The 19,508-nt window shown below is 64.2% G+C and carries 16 protein-coding genes; all 16 read left to right on the forward strand.

Translation table 11 applies throughout. The annotated features are described in order from the left end of the window. Positions 1-30 precede the first annotated feature (30 nt). Complete coding sequence (locus LAN70_18210) at positions 31-4,317, forward strand: hypothetical protein (GenBank protein ID MBZ5513086.1); 4,287 nt, start codon at positions 31-33, stop codon at positions 4,315-4,317. Beyond that, positions 4,317-6,209: a hypothetical protein gene (locus LAN70_18215; protein MBZ5513087.1), complete on the forward strand. Its 1,893-nt coding sequence runs from the start codon at positions 4,317-4,319 to the stop codon at positions 6,207-6,209. The genes LAN70_18210 and LAN70_18215 overlap by 1 nt, the downstream gene beginning before the upstream one ends. 439 nt (positions 6,210-6,648) lie before the next feature. Beyond that, positions 6,649-7,371, forward strand: a complete 723-nt coding sequence (locus tag LAN70_18220) for a hypothetical protein (protein ID MBZ5513088.1) — start codon at positions 6,649-6,651, stop codon at positions 7,369-7,371. Positions 7,372-7,547: 176 nt separating this feature from the next. Beyond that, entirely contained in the window at positions 7,548-9,125 is a 1,578-nt protein-coding gene (locus LAN70_18225) for a terminase (protein MBZ5513089.1), read from the forward strand. 158 nt (positions 9,126-9,283) lie between these two features. Then, the gene (locus LAN70_18230) at positions 9,284-10,108 is read left to right on the forward strand and encodes a phosphatidylinositol kinase (protein ID MBZ5513090.1); all 825 of its coding nucleotides are present in this window, start codon (positions 9,284-9,286) and stop codon (positions 10,106-10,108) included. Between the two features lie 17 nt (positions 10,109-10,125). Next, entirely contained in the window at positions 10,126-10,926 is an 801-nt protein-coding gene (locus LAN70_18235) for a DUF3037 domain-containing protein (protein MBZ5513091.1), read from the forward strand. Between the two features lie 503 nt (positions 10,927-11,429). Next, positions 11,430-11,858, forward strand: a complete 429-nt coding sequence (gene tnpA, locus LAN70_18240; GenBank protein MBZ5513092.1) for an IS200/IS605 family transposase — start codon at positions 11,430-11,432, stop codon at positions 11,856-11,858. Positions 11,859-12,101: 243 nt separating this feature from the next. After that, positions 12,102-13,157: a phage portal protein gene (locus LAN70_18245; GenBank protein MBZ5513093.1), complete on the forward strand. Its 1,056-nt coding sequence runs from the start codon at positions 12,102-12,104 to the stop codon at positions 13,155-13,157. Positions 13,158-13,292: 135 nt separating this feature from the next. Beyond that, entirely contained in the window at positions 13,293-13,916 is a 624-nt protein-coding gene (locus tag LAN70_18250) for a hypothetical protein (protein MBZ5513094.1), read from the forward strand. 87 nt (positions 13,917-14,003) lie between these two features. Next, complete coding sequence (locus tag LAN70_18255; protein MBZ5513095.1) at positions 14,004-14,429, forward strand: hypothetical protein; 426 nt, start codon at positions 14,004-14,006, stop codon at positions 14,427-14,429. A 110-nt stretch (positions 14,430-14,539) separates the two neighbouring features. Then, a complete protein-coding gene (locus LAN70_18260; GenBank protein MBZ5513096.1) occupies positions 14,540-15,511 on the forward strand; it encodes a hypothetical protein in 972 nt (323 codons plus the stop codon). 89 nt (positions 15,512-15,600) lie between these two features. Continuing rightward, positions 15,601-16,221 carry a hypothetical protein gene (locus tag LAN70_18265; GenBank protein ID MBZ5513097.1) on the forward strand — a complete coding sequence of 207 codons (621 nt, stop codon included), beginning with the start codon at positions 15,601-15,603 and terminating at the stop codon, positions 16,219-16,221. Between the two features lie 100 nt (positions 16,222-16,321). Further along, positions 16,322-16,735 carry a hypothetical protein gene (locus tag LAN70_18270; protein MBZ5513098.1) on the forward strand — a complete coding sequence of 138 codons (414 nt, stop codon included), beginning with the start codon at positions 16,322-16,324 and terminating at the stop codon, positions 16,733-16,735. A gap of 41 nt (positions 16,736-16,776) precedes the next feature. Beyond that, entirely contained in the window at positions 16,777-17,274 is a 498-nt protein-coding gene (locus LAN70_18275; protein MBZ5513099.1) for a hypothetical protein, read from the forward strand. Further along, positions 17,271-18,248, forward strand: coding sequence for a hypothetical protein (locus LAN70_18280; protein ID MBZ5513100.1), 978 nt, complete (start codon positions 17,271-17,273; stop codon positions 18,246-18,248). Before LAN70_18275 ends, LAN70_18280 begins: the two co-directional genes overlap by 4 nt. Before the next feature lie 88 nt (positions 18,249-18,336). Further along, positions 18,337-19,508 (forward strand): hypothetical protein (locus LAN70_18285; protein ID MBZ5513101.1); only part of this gene is annotated, 1,172 nt, incomplete at its 3' end.

Here is a 19,508-nt window from a genome sequence, read left to right on the forward strand (position 1 = left end):
ACTAACCCACGAACAAGAACAGCGAACACTATGACTTCGAGAATCCGCCGCCTCGCGCGGCTTTTTTCTTGCCTGCTGATGTTCGGCATGGCCGCTTACGCCGTCGAGCCCGCGAAGACCGTCGTGTCCGACACGATCTATCGCGCTGACGGCTCGCCCGCTTCCGGCACGATGGTGATTTCGTGGCCCGCTTTCGTATCCGCCGATGGCAAGCCGGTCGCCGCCGGCTCCAAGACGGTAAAGATCGGCGCCACTGGCGCGATCAGCATCCCTTTGGTGCCGACGCAGGGCGCCACGCCTTCCGGCACGTACTACAAGGTGGTGCTCAGCCTGGATGATGGCGCCAGTTCGCAGGAGTACTGGACCGTGCCCACGCTCTCGCCGACCTCGATCGCGGCCATCCGCTCCGCGGTGGTACCGGCGACGGTGGCCATGCAGGTGGTCTCGCGTGAGTACGTGGACGGCGCCGTCGCCAACACCGTGCACAAGACCGGCGACGAGACCGTCGCCGGCCTTAAGACCTTCGACAGCTCTCCCCTGGTGCCCTCCCCGTCGGCGCCCACGGCGGCAGCCAACAAAGACTACGTTGACGTCAGCGTTGCCGCCGGCGGTTTCAATCCCGGCGCCCTGGCGCTCAACCGGGGCGGCACCGGGCAGACCTCGTGGACACCGGCGCGCTGCGTCCGCGTGGCCAACAATGGCTCCAGCCTGGAATCGGCGCCCGCCGACTGCGGTATCGCCACCAATTCCGACATGGTGGATGGTATGCACGCCTCCGCCTTCCAGACCGCAATGACCAACGCCGCCACCTTGTCCAAGATTGCGGAGAGCGGCGGCAATCCGCTGTGGAATGGAAGTGCGTGGCCGGGTGGTGACGCCAGCAATTCCGACATGGTGGATGGCCAGCACGCCAGCGCCTTCCAGTCGGCGATGGCCAACGCCGCCACCCTGTCCAAGATCGCCGAGAGCGGCGGCAATCCGCTGTGGAATGGAAGCCCGTGGCCGGGTGGTGGCGGATCGGGAAACGCCACCCAGATCCAGGGCAAGGCGGTGGATGTGCCTGACACGGCTCGGCAATTTGAGGTGTATGACGGGGCAACAGGGTTCAAAAAGTGGCAGGATCCGGTGGTCCGCATGAATCGCGATTGCGGCATCGTCGGAACCGGGGATGAAACCGCAGCGCTCAATACCTGCATCGCCAATCTGCCGAACTATACCGGCGTCCTGCAGTGCGACAAGCCGGGCATGGTGATCCACTCCACCGGTGTGGTGGTGCGCGACAAGGTGGGCATCCGCATTGAGACAGCGGGCGGGGGGCACACGCTGAACAATGCCTGCCAATTGATCAATACGAGTGTGTCGACTGGCGGAACATTCATCGACGTGGAACGCACGCGTGATTCGGTGATCTTTAAGGGCTTTCAGATTTATGCCGGAAATGCGGACATCGGTTTCCAGACCGGGCAGACCGGCAGCGGCACGAACATCGCCACCAGCGACTCGTTCGAGGAAATCATCCTCAACAACAGCAACGGGAGATCAACCTTTATCGGCTTCATGATTGGCGATAGCACGGCGAACAACAGCGACGAGATGAAGTTCAACCACGTTTCGGTCAGTAGCAGCGGCTGCACCAAATGCGGCACCGCATTCAAGAGCGTACTCACCAACGTGTACGGCACCGAATTCCGCGACATCCATCTTTACAACATGGCGGTGGGATTCGACTGGACCAACAACGCCAGCGTGGACAAAGTGAACGCCACATCCATTGGCCTGCTCTACAAGCTCCAGGGCAACGGTCTTACCTTCCATGTCCAGCACGAAGATATTGAGATGGCCGACCAGATATTGTCGGCTTCCAACGGCGGGGGCACGTTTGTCGAGGAGAATGGGCGCGTCATCCTGAATACGCCGACATCTGGTGGAACAACCGGAACCTCCGGACATCCGGCATGGGACAACTCTTCCGGCGGCAGTCTCAAGATTAGAAATGTGCACACTGGTTTCTACGGGACGCTGTTGAAGGGAAGTTCCTTGAGTTGGGCTGATGTCGATTTCTATGATCCTGGGATCGTATCCTATGGGGCTGGAATCGGCGCCCCGTCCTTCAACACGCTGAATTTCCTGAACAACAACGCGTTTCTGTCCGGGGTGGCGGGCAGTAACAGCACCATCTGGGTCGGTCGTGGGTTTCTTGACGAAAATGGAATGACGGTTCCGGGGATCGGGATGCAGCAGACCACCAGTGTCAACGGTCTGCGCGTCAACTTCACTCCGTGCGCTCGCGGAAACGTCTGCTTCAACGAAGGGCAAGTCGAACTGACCGGCGTTCATTCCATCTTCAACGTCCCTGCGATCAGTTACACCGGGACGGCCGGTTCGACGGCACGGTACTACGCCGTGGTCGCCTGCGATGACACCAGTTGCGCGGCAGGGCATCGGTCGATTCCGACGGCTTCCGTGAGCAAGAGCAATACACAAGCGACACTAGATGGCAGCAATTACATCACGTTGACCTGGACGCCGGCCCTGAATGTGAATAAGTACGGCATCCTTCAACAGTTTGGCTCGCCTGACACCTGGAATCTCCTGATGTCGAATATCTCCTGTGCGACGAACCCTTGTACCGTAAACATTACGACCGATAGCAGCACCGCCACGTCCGGTTATCCCTCAGACAATGAGACGGGCGGGGTAATCCTGCGCGGCGCCATCAAGATGGGTAAATCGTCCACCCAAACGGCAGCACTTGATCTTACCTACGCGACCGTCACTCCGCCTTCGGGCACCATCACGGGGTTAGATGCCGATAAGGTGGACGGCAAGCATGCCGCCGATTTCCTGGCGGCGACTACCCAACTCCCGCTCACCAAGACCGCTGTGGCGCATAAGTGGCTGGCATCGTACGATGCGACTACTGGCGCGTATACCCAAACTCAGCCCGATTACTCTGATCTTACGGGCACGCCTGCACTGGCGACGGTGGCGGCCACCGGGGCATACGCGGACCTCACCGGCAAGCCGACGCTGGCGGCGAACTCCACTGCGACTTCGCACCAATTCTTCAGCGCCTACAACTCCACCACGGGCGCATTCACGAAGGCGCAGCCGGATTACTCCGACCTGACCGGAGCCCCCACGCTTGCCGCGACCAAAACCTGTACCGGGACGGACAAAGTGAGCGCCTACGATGCCTCCACGGGCACGTTCACCTGCACCGCCGATCAGACTGGCATCGGCGGCAGCGGCATCACCTCGCTGAATGGCGCGACCGTGACCACGCAGACATTCGTCAACGGCGCCAACATTAGCGTCTCCACCAATACCGGCACCGGGGCGCACACCATCGCCGTCACCGGCCTGGGCGGTGCGGCGGCACTTAACGTCGGCACGACAACTGGCACGGTCGCTGCAGGTGACGACTCGCGTATGACCAACGCGCGCACTCCCACCGCGCACGCCTCGACGCACCAGAACGGCGGCAGCGATGAAATCGCCACCGCCACCGCCGGCGCCAACGCGATTCCGAAAGCGGGTTCGGGTGGCACGCTGGCGGTTGGCTGGATTCCCGACCTGAGCGCGACCTACCTGCCGCTGCACTCGACCGCCGATCTGGCGGCGGGATTATCGGCGCAATACACGGATTGGAACGCCGGCAGCGGGGGCGCGTCCATCAAGAACAAGCCCACGCTGGGCGGCGCCGCGGCGCTCAACGTCGGAACCACTACCGGCACCGTGGCCGCCGGCGACGATTCGCGCATGACCAATGCGCGCACCCCCACTGCACATGCTTCCACGCACCAGAACGGAGGTGGTGATGAGATCGCCACCACGGCTGCCGGCGCGAATGCGATTCCGAAAGCGGGTGCGGGCGGGCAACTCGCGGCCGGCTGGATGCCCGCGTTCACCGGCGATGTCACCACCTCGGCGGGCGCGGTCGCCACTGCGATGCGCACCGGGCTGAACGTCCGCACCTGCGAGCTCCACATCTGGGGCACGGGCACGAGTTCGGTCCTGCAGGACACCGACGACGAGGTCGCCAGTTGCCTGAACAAATACGGCGTCACCTGGACCATCACCTATGTGGGCTGCTGGGCCAATGCGGGTTCGCCAACGGTGATGATCACCAAGACCGGCGGCAACAATGTGCTGTCCGGCAATCTGACGTGCGGTACCGCGTCCTGGGCGTCTGGGACGCTTACCGGGACCACTGCTGACAAGCAAACTGCCGACGGCGGCACGCTGGACGTGAATATCGTCAGCGCCGGCGGAACCGCCACCAACATCCGCGTGGTGATTGCGGGGACAATCTAATGAAGCGCCTCGCCCTGATCGTCGGGCTACTGCTCTGCGCCGCGCCGGCGTGGGCGCAGACCTACGTGAATTCCACCAGCAAGGTATGCACGTCGGCGACCACCTGCGCGCTCACCTACTCCCCGACGGCGGGCAATGCCTTGTTCATCGGCCTGGAAGCGCCGAGCAGCTCCACCACCATCACCGGCCTCGCCGACAATGGAGCAAGCGGCGGAAGCACGTACACCGTACCGCTCAGCGCCAGTTGCAGTGGCGGCAGCGCGCAACGTTGCGGGTTCGCTTACACCTGCAACGTGGCGAGCGGCGTCACGTCCATCACCCTGACTCTAGGAGGGGCCGACACGCCCACCATCACCGTGGCGGAATATTCCGGGGTCGCCACCAGCGCATGTTTGGACCAGAGCAGCACTGCCGCTACTGGCACCGGCACCTCCCAGACAGGAAACGACGTAACTACGACGCAGGCCAACGAAGTGCTGATCGGATATGTGATTCAGGGCACCAACTCTACCAGCCCCTTCACCGGGGCGAATGGCTTTACGGCGAGAGTGAATCAGGCGGAGACGGTGAATCCATCGGTACAGGCGCTGATGGACAAGACGGTGACTTCCATCGTCACCGACCACGCGGCATCGACAACGGGGGCATCGGTGGCGTGGCAGATCTACACCTTCACCTTCAAGGCTCCCGGCTTCAGCTCCGAGCAGACTCATTTCCGCTTCCGCAACGATGACGGCTCCGAATCGGCGGCGACCTGGCTGGCGGACGAAGACACCAACCTTACGCAGCCGCTCTCCACCAACACGCGTTTGCGCATGCAGGCGGACACGGTTGGAGCGAGCGGATCGCAGCAGTACCGGTTGGAATACGAAAAGTCGGGTGGCTCGTGGGCGGCGGTTCCCACCTCTTCCAGCACAACCAGCACGATCACCCAACGCGGCACGCCGGTCAAGGCAAACGGCACTACCGCTTGTACCGGAACGGCGCCTACCGGCGTAGCGAATGGCGACGTGCTCTATGCCTTCGTGACCGATCATGCCACCTCGGGCAGCAGCAGCGCTCCGACCGGCTGGTCATGGATCGGCGGCACAGCGGCCGCGGCAGGGCGCTTCCAGGCCTTCCGTTGCATCATGGATTCGGGCTCCTGTTCGGGAACTTCATGGAGCTTCACCGGCCTCACTACGCGCGCCGAGTGCGTTGTGACGGCCTACTACAACGTGGATACGGCCACGCCCGAGGATGGTGTGACGCCCACGGCGCAGAACAATGCAAGCGGCACAACCGGCGCGGCAACGATTACGCCTAACACTTCCGGCGACATGATCTTGGGCGGCTTCACGTCGCTGGCTAATAATGCTACCTGGTCGGCAGAGGCGACCGCCACCAGCCCAGGCACGCTGGCTGAAAGCTATGACGGCGCCAACTCGACCTACTGTTCGATCGCTCTTGCCAATGCCATTCAGAGTTCAGCCGCCGCGACCGGGGCCAGTTCGGCGACCATGTCGACAAACGCGGCCAATGCCGGAATCCTGCTGGCCTTGAAACCGGTGGTAACGGCAAATCCGATTTTCTTGTATGCGACGGCGAACATCACGGCTTCGGCAGCCACCTCGACCACGGCACAGCTGAGCGTGCCGAATTCCCATTCCTTCACCGCACTGCGCATCAGCGACGACGCCAACCCGTTGCCCGCGTTGACGCTTGGCAGCAGCAATTACGGTGAAGCGGAGTGGAATCTCCTGGCGGCCACTCCCGCGGCCGATGGCGATATTTACACCTTCCGGCTGACCATGAACGGAACCGTGCTGACCACCTACTCGGTCACGCCGCAGTGGACCATCGGCACGGCAGGCGGCGGAGTGCGCAAGCGGGTGGCCTCAACCCAGCACTGACCGCTTTGCATGATCGGGCGCACAACTGGGATGCGGCAGTTTCTACTCAACCTTATCCCTGCGCCGGTCATCCCATCGTTCTCAGGCCAAATTTGCCCCTGGTTTTGCCCTGGGGAACAGCGCACGGTGACCCGATCAAGGCCGACCAGCATTATCGATCGCCGGCCAGCGAGGCTTCTTCATCAGGACCCCGGGACCGTCATCATCCAGAGCATTTGCAGCATTCCGATCTTCTCCTACTCAAATTTCTTGGCCGCGCGTTGGATTCGCGCGTGCCACGTATTGCAAGAACATTTTCGACAACGATCACGTCGCGGACCCGAAGGGGCGCGAGTGCATGGCGCGCGAATTGCCGGCGCGGGCAAAAGCGAGGACTTCGCGCTGCCAAGCCGAAAGGAGCAGCGGCATGAGAAAGATCGCACTACGAATGACCGGAGCCTTGTGCATCATCCTGCTGGGGTGCGCGTTTTCGTGCAGCCCGAGCAGCTATCACACGGCGGCCGACGCGACGGCGAAAATCGCGACCGGTCTGGCCGCGGTGGAGACTGTCAACGAGGACCTGGCGGCGCAGAAGCTGATCAGCGCCTCCGCCACGATCGCGGTCGCAAACTACGTGAACGCGGCCACCGTTTGCAACGATGCTTTCGTGTCGCAACTGAAGGCGCTGGGCGCGGTGAACGCCGCCACCGGACCGCAGATCTATTCCTGGTGGACGGCGGCGCGCAATTGCATCCAGCCGCCGCTGGACGCCATGGTCCTGGTGGACGACCCGCAGTCGCGGGCGCGGCTTGATGCGGCGCTGGCGGCGGTGAATGCCGCGGCGCAGATCATCGATCTTCTGCTGCAGCCTTACGCGCCGGCCGCGGCGCCATCTCAATCGCGGGCCACCCGGCCCGCTCAACCGACAGGAGTGACCTATGGATCCGACCGTAGCGATCGGGCTTGCGCTCGAAGGCTTGAAAGTGGCGCTCGCCTTGATCAGCGAGCTGAAAGCCCAGAGCGGAATGACGGACGCGCAACTGCTCGACTTCGCGGCCTCGAAAGACCAGGCGACGCGCGACGCGATCGCAGCCCACATTGCGAGCGTGAAAGCGCAAGCATGATTCGCACTGAGGGCACAAAAGCAGTCGCACCTATCCCGCTGCGCCTGAATTTCGCCTGAGCGCCTCTACAGGGCTGCGATCGCCGGCTCCATCAGGGCGGCGCTCGCCGCGGAAAAAACCCACGTCGCCGCTGGCGTGGCCGCGCGCAAGCGCGTCTTTGTGCCAAGGCCAGCATCCCGCTTAGCGGGATCGCCGGCCAGCGAGGCTTCTTCATCAGGGCCCCGGGACCATCATCATGCAGAGCATTGGGCAATATACTGATCTTTTCCTACTCAAACTGCTGGGCCGCGTGTTGAATTCGCGCGTGCCACGTTTTCGATCGCTGGTCTGGAACCGCGCGGTCCGCTGGCTGCTCAAAATTCGCGACAAGCACGGCAACGTAGTGCCGCTGGTGGCCAATTCCGCCCAGGCCGAGTTTGCACGCAAGGCCACCGGACGCGACATCGTGCTCAAGGCGCGCCAGCTCGGCATCACCACCTGGATCGCGGCACGGTTTTTCATCTGGACCGTATCCCATCCGGGAACGCTGACCGTACTGGTGGCGCACGATCAACGCGCCGCCGAGGAGATCTTTCGCATCGTGCACCGGTTCGTGGAGTACCTGCCCGACCGGTTGCGCCAGGGAGTGCTGGCCACCTCACGCGCGAATGTCGGGCAGTTGATCTTCCCGCGTCTCGATAGCGAGTACCGCGTGGAAACCGCGGCTGACCCGAACGCCGGCCGCGGGCTCACCATCCATAATCTGCATTGCTCGGAGGTGGCCCGCTGGCCGCGCGACGCTGCCGCCACGCTCGCCTCGCTGCGCGCTGCCGTTCCCCCCGGCGGCAGCATCGTGCTCGAGTCCACGCCGAACGGCGCCGGCGGATGCTTCTACGACGAGTGGCAGCGCTCCGCCCAGACCGGTTACTGCCGCCACTTTTTTCCGTGGTGGTGCGAGAAGGAATATGCGATCGAGCAACCGATTGCCGACGACCTGAGCGCGGAAGAAAGGGCTTTGATTGCGAAGCATCACTTATCACTCGAACAGATCGCCTATCGCCGCGAGGTCCGCGCCAACTTCCGCGGCCTGGCGCGCCAGGAATTCGCCGAAGACTCGGTGTCATGCTTTATCGCCTCGGGCGAGTGCGTCTTCGATCTGGACATCGTGCAACGCCGCCTGGCCGAGTGCTCGGCGGAGGGAGCGCGCTCGGCCTCGAGCGCGACCCGGGGCGCCATCGAATGCCGCAACAACGGCCGCCTGTTGATTTTCTGGCCGCCGCGTCCCGGCGCCTCGTACATCATCGGGGTGGACCCGGCGGGCGGCGGCTGCGACGGCGACTACGCCTGCGCCCAGGTTATTGACCGCCTTACCGGCTTGCAATGCGCCGAGCTGCACGGACACGTGCCGCCGCGCGAACTGGCCGCCCACGTCGCCGCGCTCGGCCGCGAATACAACAACGCGCTCATCGCCGTCGAGCGCAACAACCACGGTCACGCCGTGCTCGCCCACCTGGACGCCAGCGAGCACTACGATGGCGCCAAGATTTACGCACAGCGCCACCAGCTCGGATGGCTGACCTCCGCGGTCAGCCGCCCGCACATGATCGAGCAGTTCGCCGCTCTCGTCTCGCGCCATCCTGACTTGCTGAGCAGCGCGCGCCTGCTGACCGAGTGCCGTACGTTTGTGCGTCACCAGGACGGCGCCGCCGCCGCGGCCAACGGCACCCACGACGATTGCGTCATGGCCATGGCCATCGCCCAGGCCGTCCGCCTGGAACAGGGCGGGCGCCCGCGGCCAGGCGCAGAATTGGAGTTCGCAAGCCTGGCGCGATGAGCGGCCCAGTACCGAGTGCCGGGTCCCTGCCCTCCTCCTCGACACTCGGTACCGGGCGCTCGGTGCCAAATCGGCAATCGACAATCGGCAATCGGAAATGGTTTAGCCTTCCCATCACGGAATTCGCTGGTCAACGAGGTGTAAGATTCGCGGTTCCAATGGCGCTTTTCGCGGTACAACACGTTAGGAGAATGCGCGGTGGCGCGCAGGCGCATCTGATGCGCGCCAGCGACGGCAATTTCTACGTGGTGAAATTTCAGAACAACCCGCAGCACCCGCGCGTGCTGGCCAATGACTTCATCGCGACGCGGCTGGCCGAGCGCGTCGGCCTGCCGGTGCCGCAGACCGAGGTCATCGAGGTCGAAGACTGGCTGGTGAAGCACACGCCGGAGCTGACCATTCAACTGGCGCAAAAGTCGATGCCGTGCCAGGCGGGCCTGCAGTTCGGCTCGCGATTTGTGGTGGACCCGGCGGCCGGACAGGTGTTCGATTATTTGCCGGAGTCGGCGCTGGCGCAGGTGAAGAACCTGGCAGCCTTCGCGGGCGTGCTCGCGCTCGACAAGTGGACGTGCAACGCCAACGGCCGCCAGGCGGCATTCTATCGCCGCGGGCGGGAGCGCAAGTACACCGCCGCGTTCATCGACCAGGGCTACTGCTTCAATGCCGGCGAGTGGACGTTCCCCGACGCGCCGTTGCGCGGCGTTTACCTGCGCAACGAGGTTTACGAGTGGGTACGCGGCTGGGACTCGTTCGAGCCCTGGCTCTCGCGCCTGGAGCAACTGGATGCGCAACACATCTGGCAATGCGCCGAAGGCGTTCCGCCGGAGTGGTACGGCAGCGACTTCGACGCGCTGGAGCGCCTGGTGGAATCGCTGGTCCAGCGGCGCGCGCGCGTGCGGGCCCTGATCACCGAGTTTCGCAATTGCTCGCGCCGGCCGTTTCCGTACTGGACGGCGGCGGGAGTCACTGTGGGTCATGCATAGCTGAAAGCGGAGAGCTGATGGCTGATAGCTTGAAACAACTCGAGTTCATGCTCATCCGCTACGTCCCGGACGCGGTGAAGGATGAATTCGTCAATATCGGCGTGCTGCTGCTGAATGGCGACTCGGCCGACCTGCGCTTCACGCGCGACTGGCGCCGCGTGCGCTGCCTCGACCCCGCGGCCGACATCGAGATGCTGGAAGCGCTGGAGGCCGACCTGCGCCAGCAGCTAACCAGCGGCGTGCTGGACCGCGCAACGCTGCTGACAAAGTTGCAGGACTACCTTTCCAACGGCCTGCAACTTACCGCGCCGAAAGGGTGCCTGGCCGAGGATCCGGCGCAAGAGTTGCAGTCGCTGGCGCAGATGTACCTGGAGCACCGCCGCGCCGGTGCACGCGAAACCAGCGGCCGCCAGGCCATCGTCACGCAGATGAAAGACGCCTTTGAGCAGGCCGGGATCTGGGCGTTGATGAAAAAGAAAATCGCGGCCGCGCAGTACACGCACAAGGGCGACCCGTTAAAGATTGACTGCGGCTATCGGCCGAACGGCGTGATCAAGATGTTTCACGCCGTCTCGCTCGACTCGGACGTGGATGCGGCCAAGGTGCTGGCGTTTACCTATCCCGATATCCGCGACGGCATCGCGCGCGTGGAAAAAGCAAAATCCGAGCTGACGGCGATTGTCGAGCCCGATCTGGACCGCAGCGACGAAGCAATCCTGTTCGCGCTGGCGACGCTGGAGCGCAGCGCGATCGCGGTGGCGACGACGAACGAATTACCGAAACTTGCAGAGACGGCGCGGGTGGAACTGCGCTTATGAGGGGAGCTTGGGCATTCGATATCGTCATTGTCCTGCTTCTGCTCGGCGCACCTTTCATGTTGGCTAGTGGCTGGGTTCGCTGGTGGTCCGCCATTCGAGAACGCCGGCCTGATTGGCACGATTGGACCAGTCTTGTATGTCTTGGGATCATGTCGGTAACCGCGATCGTCGGCGTTGGACTTTGGTTCTACTGCGAGAGTCGCTACAACGGTCCCCAACAACGCAGCACGGGTGAGTTCTGGAATTTCTTTGTGGTATGGAAGGTTTGGGCACGACCGGTCGTTCGCGTCCTCATGGCTGTAGCCCTCTTAGGCTTGGCCGGAACCCGAAGACTAATCCCCTTCGTGTTCATCGGCGCCGTTGGAGGAATCGCCTGGTGGATTCTTCCACTCTGGATGCAATAACTAAACTCCGGCCGCCGCAGGCGGCGCAGAATGTGTAGCCCACGGCGTAAGCCGTGGGTTCGGGATCAAGGATGACCTAGCCCCGAAGGGGCGAAAGAGATGTCACTCAGCAGCCTGCATGTGCACTTCGTGTTCGGCACGAAGCATCGTCAGCCGATGATCACACCTGAGCTGCGCCCGCGCTTGCACGCATACCTCGGCGGGATCGCGCGGGAACTGAAAGCGAAGGCGGTCATCGTCAATGGCACCGCCGATCATGTGCATATGCTCGTGACGATTCCGGCGAAACTTTCCGTGTCGGATGCAGCCCGTGTTTTGAAAGCAAATTCTTCCCGATGGGCCGGCCCTGATTTCGGCTGGCAGACTGGGTACGCCGCGTTTACCGTCAGCACGTCGAACATGCCCGATGTAGTTGCGTACATCCGTGACCAGGAGCAGCACCACCAGACGCGGTCCTTCGAGGACGAACTCATAGCGCTCCTGGAAAAGCACGGCGTGTCGTACGATCCGGCGTACCTGTGGAATTGATTCTGTCGCCCCTGCGGGGCTTGATCCGTCGACTTCGCTGACCCACGGCTTACGCCGTGGGCTGCGCATTCTGTGCCCGCTCCGCGGGCTGCCGTGGACTATGCCCGCTCCGCGGGCTAACAGTAACGCACCAGAAATTCAGGTCGCGCTGACCGCAGCGCACAAGCAGCTCAGGTTCCACCAATTCAATCCGCGTTCATCCGCACTGATTTCGTCCGCGTTAATCAGCGGCAAGAAGAAACCATGAACATACGAGAATCGCTTCGCGGCGCACTGCGCCGCATCGCAGGCGTACGTGCGCTCGAAAAACGGCGCACGCAACCGTTGCCCTCGATCCTTTCCACCTACTCGCCACGCAGCGACGCCTTACCGAAGCCGACGCCCGCCAACCTGCGCCGCTTCGCCGAGACGCCGATTGCGCGCAAGGCGATCAACACCATCAAGGACCGCATCGCCGGCATGCGCTGGCGGGTGCAGCCGCGCAAGGGCCGCGCCGTCGAAGAAGTGGGGCGCGACGCGTCGCGCCCGCTGGTGATGTGGCCGGTGGACGGTTCGACCATCCGCATGAAAGCCGACTGGGACGGCCAGCCTGCGTCGCCGCGCTATGTGCAGGCCACCGGGCGCTACGGCCCCGAGGGGCAGATCGTCCTCAACGACGATGAGCTCTGCTACATCCGGCTGAACCCGCGCACCCACACGCCCTTCGGGCTGGGCCGGCTGGAGGTGGCGTTTGAGACCATCAACGAGTTCCTCGGCGCGCACCGCTACGCCGCCCGGCTGGCTTCGAACTCGGTGGTGCAGTACGCGCTCTGGCTGCAGGACCTGGGGCCGGCGCAGCACGAGCGCCTGATCCACTGGTGGCAGGACGAGATCGAGGGAACAGGTCGTGTTCCGATACTTTCGGTGGAGTCCAAGCCCGAGGTACTGCGCTTCGGCCAGGGCACCGACAGCGACCTGCGGCTGGCCTGGCAGGAGTTTCTGCTGCGGGTGATCGCCGACGCCTTCGATCTGCCGCCGTTTTTCCTCGGCGTGGAGCACGACGTGAACCGCTCCACCGCCGCCGAACTGAGCGACCTTGCCTTCCGCCAGGCGATCGTGCCCACGGCGCGCCTGTTGGCGGAGCACCTGACGCGCGACGCCATCGGCAAGAAGCTCGGCTGGAGCGATTTGGAATTCGTGTTCACCGATGTAGACGCGCGCAATGAAATGGAAGACGCGCAGATCCAGGAAATCCTGTTGCGCTCCGGCGTGCTGACGGTGAATGAAGTGCGGAGAATGCGCGGGTTGCCGCCGCTGTAGCTCACAGCTATCAGCTTTCAGCTCTCACCCTTAAGAAGTTGTCATTCCGAGCGCAGCGAGGAATCTGCTGTTCGTCCGTGGGAATAAGCACGGCCGCGGCGTAGCTTCACGAAACGAAATGCTAAACCCATGAATATCGAACTGCAATCCATGGCCATCGACCTGCCGCCTATTGCGGCGCACCCCAACCGCGCGCCTTTTCGCGGCGTGCTCACCCTGGTGGACACGCCGTCGGACCGCGCGCCCTCGGGCGCGCGCGGACATCGCGTCGTGCTCACCCGCGCCGCCGCCGAACAGGCGCTGCCCTCGCTGCTCGGCATGGCGCTCGACTACACGCCCGCGCTCGACCGCCACGACACCCGCCACAAGGTCGGGATCATTACGGAAGCAAATGTTGTCAGTGGCCAGTGGTCAGTGGCCAGTGGTCAGCCAAAACCAAGGAATGGCCACCGGTCACTAGCCACTGACCACTTGCGTGCAAGCGCGATTGAAATCGCAGGTTATCTCTACGCCCGCGACTTCCCCGACGTCATGCGCGAGTTGCGAGAACAATGTGGCCCGGGTCTCCGACCCGGGATCGCGGGCGAGGGCGCCCGCGCCACATGGCACGCGCTCGGCATGTCGTACGAGATCACCGACGCCCGCATTGACGACCTGCGCGCCGCCATCTGGACGGTCAGCGAGTGCACCTTCACCGGCGCCGCCATCCTGCGCCGCGACAAAGCGGCGTACCGCGATACGTGGATCGAACTGCTTTGAAGCAGTCGCGAGTCGTTGGTCGTTAGCCGTTCGCAACACGGCCAACGACCAACGACGAACGACTAACGACTAACGACAAGGAGTCCCATGGACGAACTCAACGAACAACTCACCGCCGCCACCACCCGGCTGGCCGCCGCCGCCGAAGCGCTGGAGAACGCGATCAGCCGCTTCGACGCGCAGCACCAGGAACTCAATGCCAAAGTGGACCGCATCGTCGCCGCCATTGACGACAGCATCGCGGTCCGCCCCGAACCGGGAGAACCCGCCACTGAAGCCGGCGAACTGAAGTCGCGCGTCGCCGAACTGGAGCGCGCCAACCAGGAGCTGAAAGCACAGGCCGCACGCGCCGCCCGCAAGACGCTGCCGCCGCTGGTCTCGGCGCTGTTGTCGAAAGAGACCGCCGGCGACGCGCTGGACTCGGCGGCGCTCGACAAGGCGCTGCATTCCCTCTCGCTCGAGCAGCGCATCGCCGTCAAGGCGGAGATGGCCCGCGCGGGCCTTCTGGAATAACCACGTCGTTGGTCGTTGGTCGTTGGTCGATGGCTCTATCGGCCGCGGCGGCCATCGACCATCGACCATCGACACCCCTAAATCCACACCTCATCTTCACTGGAGAAAACATGAACGCACAATTCCTGGACCTGCACGCGGCGGCCGATTTCCTCGGGCCGGGCGCGGTGGAGGTCAACCGCTACCAGTCCGAGATTACCGACATCGTGCGTCGGCGCGGCGTGTTCGGCCAGCGCGTCAAGCAGGTGCCCGCCACCGGGCATCCCTCGCGCTTCTTCGAACAGACGGCGATCAACTCGCCCACCGCCGCCAACGCGTTCGTCGATCCGCGCAACATCGTCGCCACCGTCGGCTCGCCCACGCGCGTGGAGCGCAGCGTGCCTTTGAAGGCGCTGGTCTCGCAGATCAACTACAACCTGTTCGACCTGGAGGTCGGGCAACAGCAGTCGCAGTTCGCCTTCCTCCAGGCCAAGGACCTCGCCGACGCCGTGGATGGCCTGATGCGCACGCACGACGTCGCGCTGTGGAACGGCAACGACACCTCGTTGTCGGCGCCCACCACGCTGCAGTACTACGGCGCCGCGGGGCAGATCGCCGGCGGCGGCAACCTCGGCACGGTTCACCGCACCGATCCCAGCATCGTGGACGGCATGAAGGCCATCATTGCCGGCATGGTCGCGAACTCCTCCTACGAAGTTCGCCCCACCGCCATCTACGCCAACCCGGTGCTGCTCGACCTGATCGACCGCGAGATGAAGTCGCAGTTCAACGTCGTGCTCTCCACCACCGAGATCGCCGGCGGCCTGCGCGTGAAGACCCTCTCCACGCAAGCGGGCGATCTGCCGCTGGTTCCCGAGTGGTCGCTCGGCTACACCGGCACGCCCGGCACCGATGCGATCTTCCCGGCCTACATCGTGAGCGAAGACATGATCGAGTACCACTGGCTCACCGATCCCAACCCGCGCGTCTTCCAGTTGGGCCTCAGCGGCTCGCTCGCCCAGCAGATGGTGGTGGTGAAGTTTGGCGCCATCGTCGTCAAGGGCGCCGGCTACGCGCATTACAAGGTCAACGTGGAGCGCTAACGCAGAGTCGTCAGTCGTCAGTCTCCAGTCGCCAGGAATTCCGGCGGCTGGCCCTGACGACTGGCGACCGAAGACTGGCGACTACTGACATGAACTATCTCGACCCATCCGAATACGAGGCGCACGGGCTGGAGGCGACCACTCCGCTTGCCTGGATCGCCGCCGCCTCGGCGCTGATTGACGCCCACTGCCGGCGCCCCACGCTCGACGTTGCGCAGTATCACGAGCGCGCGCGCCTCGACGGCGGGCGCAACACGGTTCGCCTGTCCTATCTCCCCCTGGCGACGGTTGCGCCCGCAGCAACTCCGTTTGTCTCCGTGCTCGCCCGCTACGGTGTGCCGCGCCGCGGTGAAGCGCTGGCGGATGCTGCCCAAGAAATCGCGCAGGCGTTCTCGCTTCCCGGTTCGTGGACCACGCTGGATGCGGCGACGATCGAATTCAGCGCCGACACCGGCGAGATCACGCTGCCCGCCAACGCGCTCGGCCTCACCTTCAACGAGCTGGATGTGACCTATACCGCAGGCTGCACTGACGTGCCCGCGCCGGTGAAGGTGGCCTGCGCGCAAATCGTCCGCAACGCCCAGGCGACGCCCGCGCTCAACGTCCGTGTCGGGACGCTGGACCGCATGCACCTGGAGTATTTCTCCGACACGCTGTTGGACCCGACCGTCCGCAAGTTGCTGGCGCCCTGGGTCGCACAAAAACTCTAAATCCAGTCTTCAGGCTTCAGTCGTCAGTCTTCAGGGCAAGGCATCAGGCCCGGCAGCCTGACGACTGAAGACTGAAGACTGAAGACTGAAGACTCACATCATGTCTGAAACAACTGGAAGTAGCCGCGCTGCCACACTGGCTCGCGCTGCCCAAGCCATGCTGCGCGCCCTCGGCGGCGACGAAGTCGTGATCCGCTGTCCCGCCGCGCCCGCCGCCGATGGGGCGCAAGCCGAGCTGGGGATCGAAGGTCCGGTCACCGAGGATATCACCGTCTCGCCGGTGGTCGCGGGCCCCAGTGCGGTCCGAACCTCCGACCCGAGATTGCGCCTCGAGTTTCTCTTCGCAGCGACGACGCTGGCTCCGTATCTGGCCGATCGCGGCGAGTCGGCGGAAGATTTCTTCAGCGGCGCGCTCGGCATCGTGTACGGGCAAAAGCTTCTGCACATCGAGACCGTGAGCGCCGAATCGTTTGCCGGCACGCCATACCTGTACCGCGTCATCGCCGCTGAATGACGTTGATCCCGACGGCCGACGGCCGATCTCCGAGAGGCAATATGCAATTCGCCAAAGACAGCTTCTTTGTCGCCATGCGCGACCGCCTCGCCACCCTCGATCCGGCGCGTACCGTCGTGGTCGCGGGCCGCATGCGGCCGGCCGTGCTGGTGGACGAAAATGAGCCCGCCAACTCCGCGCTGCCGCTGCCCAACGCCTTTCACCTTACTTGGGGAATTCCAGAGTTCGTGAAAGGCGCCGAGTCGGCGCGACGCCCGCTGATGAAGATCGATTGCACCATCGCGTACCGCATCGCGGGCACGCAATCCGGCGCGGTGGACCGCGGCCGCGCACTGGCCACGCTCGATTCCGAGCTGCTCCGGCTCACCGCCCCGCCGCGCACACCCAAACGTGACCAAACCTTCACTCCGCCGGTCGATTTGGGCAGCACCGTCTTTTGGGGGCTCCCGGAATTCGGCGCCATCGAGTACGCGCACGATGAACTGCGCCGGCAGGCGCGGCTGGCAATTTTCTTCTTTTCCGAGGTGGACCAGGCATGAGCACCACTCCGTTGCGCGGCCCCATGGTCGCCATTTCCCGCCGCGCGCGCGCCTACTTCGCTCCCGTGAATCGCGATACCGGTGCGCCCGCGGTTTACGACCCGTCGAAGCAAGGCGCCTTCGTTCTCGACACGCCGCCGTCACCGTGGATCGACACTGGCTGGATCGAAAACCTGAAGCGCGTTCCGGCGACCTCCAGCGTCGCCATGCGCGCCGGCTCGAAAGGCGCGCCGGTGGCCCAGTTCCGCCAACACCTGGAGGCGCGTGTCGAATTCGAGTTCCGCGAGTGGGGCAAGCTGCAGATGGCGCTGGCCGGCGGATCGCAGCACATGAACGTCCTCGCCGCCGACGCGAATGCCGACGCCATGCCCTCCGGCGGCAGCCCGCAATCGGCCGTCGCCGTGCTGTCCGGTTCCACCGCGCAGGAAATCATCTTTGGCGCCGGCGCCGTCGAGGCGTTCAGCGTGGGCGATTTGCTCGCCGTGGACCTGGATTATCAGCAGCAGACGGGCTACGTCGGCGCGGGCGTCGCGGGTGCGTACGTGAAATATCCCGTGGACGTGCTGCGCGACCGCCATTACGTGCGCCGCGTCACCTTTAACGTCGGGCGGGTAGCCGTGAAGACCGTGACCAGCGTCATCCTGGCACAGCCGCTGATCGCCGGCGTGCCGGCGGAAGGCGCGTCGGCACAGAAGGTGGTCGCGTTTGTGGATCGCGAGGGCGGGAGCTTCTTCCAGGAGTGGTCGGCGCTGTTCGTGCTCGAACAGGAAAGCGGCGCGCGCATCTGCTTCTACTATCCGTGCCTGCAACCGGCCACGCCGGCGCAGGAAACGAAGTTCGAGCTGCCAGCTTCACTGTGCGGCTGGTCACTGCACGCCTCATTCCTCGCGCTGCCGCACACCGACCTCAACGACGGCGAGCAGGTGCTTTGCTATCGCAGCTTCTTCCCCGCGCCCAGCGCAGCGTTGTACTGAAACAGTCTTCAGCCGCCAGTCTTCGGCCGTCAGGAGAATCTGCCTGCGGCTGAAGCTGCCGGCTGAAGACTGACGACTGAAGACTCCTATGAAACTGACGATCGATAATTTCGATTCTTTCGGTGCGCGCGACTACACCGCCACGCTCGATGGCGAGCGTCCGCCTCGCGTACATCGCCGGCTGAATCGTCCGGCGGAGCTGCGCGCCTGGCTGCTTGCCTCGGACGCGCAGTTCGTCGTTCCGGTGCGCGGCGCGCGCGTCGTCCTCATCCGCAACGATCAGGAAAAAATCTTTACCGGCTATGTCACCGCGGCCCCAGAGTACGAGTATCTCGGCTGGGGCGAGCACGGCCCGGCGTACCGATACGCCCTCAGCGCCGCCGGAGATGAGTCGTTGCTGGACAAGAAAACGCTGCCGCAACGTGCTCCGTTCACCAATCGTGCCGCCGGGAATGCCTTCAAGCAACTCGCCGAGGACCTGCTGCCCGGAGCGTTCGGGTTCGCCGGCGTCGAGGATCTAACGCTGATCCCGTCCTACCCGGTGGACTCGCGCAAGCCCTGGTCGGAGCACGCTGCCGCGCTTGCTGTTTGCAGCCGCGCCGCCTACCGCGCCCACGACGGCCAGTTGTTTTTTCGGGCGGTCGGCGCCGTCGAGCACCCTCTCGACGAGGCGGCGCCCCAGTTCTGTCCCGAGGGCCTGAAGCTGAGTGCCTCACAGCGGCTTGTGAACGACGTCACCGTCGTCGGGTACGTCGAGCCGCGCGCCTACGTGAAGGACTACTTTCTCGGCGACGGCTACACTCTCCATTTCTACCTCTCCGAAGTGCCGTTCGGGCGCTTCGGATCGGTCCTGCTCGACGAGGAATACACCGACCCCGTCCTGCGCCCGACGCGCTGGCTGGTCTCCGACGCCGCCCATGCCGTCGCCGTCGCCGGCGGCAAGCTGAGCATCGAGGGCAGCGCCACCGTCCGCTTCGCCGAACCAATCGAACTTGGCGGCGCGCTCGTGTTGCAGCATGGCGACATCAGTTTCACCGCCGCTTCCGACGGCCTCATCGGCGGCCTGTACGCCGGCGAGGTTGCGCCCGCCAATTGCTTCGCCGGATTTCAGATCACCGCCGCGGGCGCGCAGTCGCTGATTGGCGCTCTCGTTTCGGGCGCGCCCGCCGGCGCCACCGTCACCACCGTGGCCGGGCATCGTTATGTACTGACCACCCGCATCGCCGCCCCGGAGATTTATCGCCGGGGCCAGACGTTTTA

The sequence above is a fragment of the Terriglobia bacterium genome, from assembly GCA_020072845.1.
Classification (GTDB): domain Bacteria; phylum Acidobacteriota; class Terriglobia; order Terriglobales; family Acidobacteriaceae; genus JAIQGF01.

Excerpts from the sequence above, each read along its gene's own strand:
- LAN70_18210 (MBZ5513086.1), top strand. The coding sequence starts at position 31 with ATGACTTCGAGAATCCGCCGCCTCGCGCGGCTTTTTTCTTGCCTGCTG.
- LAN70_18215 (MBZ5513087.1), top strand. The coding sequence starts at position 4,317 with ATGAAGCGCCTCGCCCTGATCGTCGGGCTACTGCTCTGCGCCGCGCCG.
- LAN70_18225 (MBZ5513089.1), top strand. The coding sequence starts at position 7,548 with ATGCAGAGCATTGGGCAATATACTGATCTTTTCCTACTCAAACTGCTG.
- LAN70_18230 (MBZ5513090.1), top strand. The coding sequence starts at position 9,284 with ATGGCGCTTTTCGCGGTACAACACGTTAGGAGAATGCGCGGTGGCGCG.
- LAN70_18235 (MBZ5513091.1), top strand. The coding sequence starts at position 10,126 with ATGGCTGATAGCTTGAAACAACTCGAGTTCATGCTCATCCGCTACGTC.
- tnpA (MBZ5513092.1), top strand. The coding sequence starts at position 11,430 with ATGTCACTCAGCAGCCTGCATGTGCACTTCGTGTTCGGCACGAAGCAT.
- LAN70_18245 (MBZ5513093.1), top strand. The coding sequence starts at position 12,102 with ATGAACATACGAGAATCGCTTCGCGGCGCACTGCGCCGCATCGCAGGC.
- LAN70_18255 (MBZ5513095.1), top strand. The coding sequence starts at position 14,004 with ATGGACGAACTCAACGAACAACTCACCGCCGCCACCACCCGGCTGGCC.
- LAN70_18260 (MBZ5513096.1), top strand. The coding sequence starts at position 14,540 with ATGAACGCACAATTCCTGGACCTGCACGCGGCGGCCGATTTCCTCGGG.
- LAN70_18265 (MBZ5513097.1), top strand. The coding sequence starts at position 15,601 with ATGAACTATCTCGACCCATCCGAATACGAGGCGCACGGGCTGGAGGCG.
- LAN70_18270 (MBZ5513098.1), top strand. The coding sequence starts at position 16,322 with ATGTCTGAAACAACTGGAAGTAGCCGCGCTGCCACACTGGCTCGCGCT.
- LAN70_18275 (MBZ5513099.1), top strand. The coding sequence starts at position 16,777 with ATGCAATTCGCCAAAGACAGCTTCTTTGTCGCCATGCGCGACCGCCTC.
- LAN70_18280 (MBZ5513100.1), top strand. The coding sequence starts at position 17,271 with ATGAGCACCACTCCGTTGCGCGGCCCCATGGTCGCCATTTCCCGCCGC.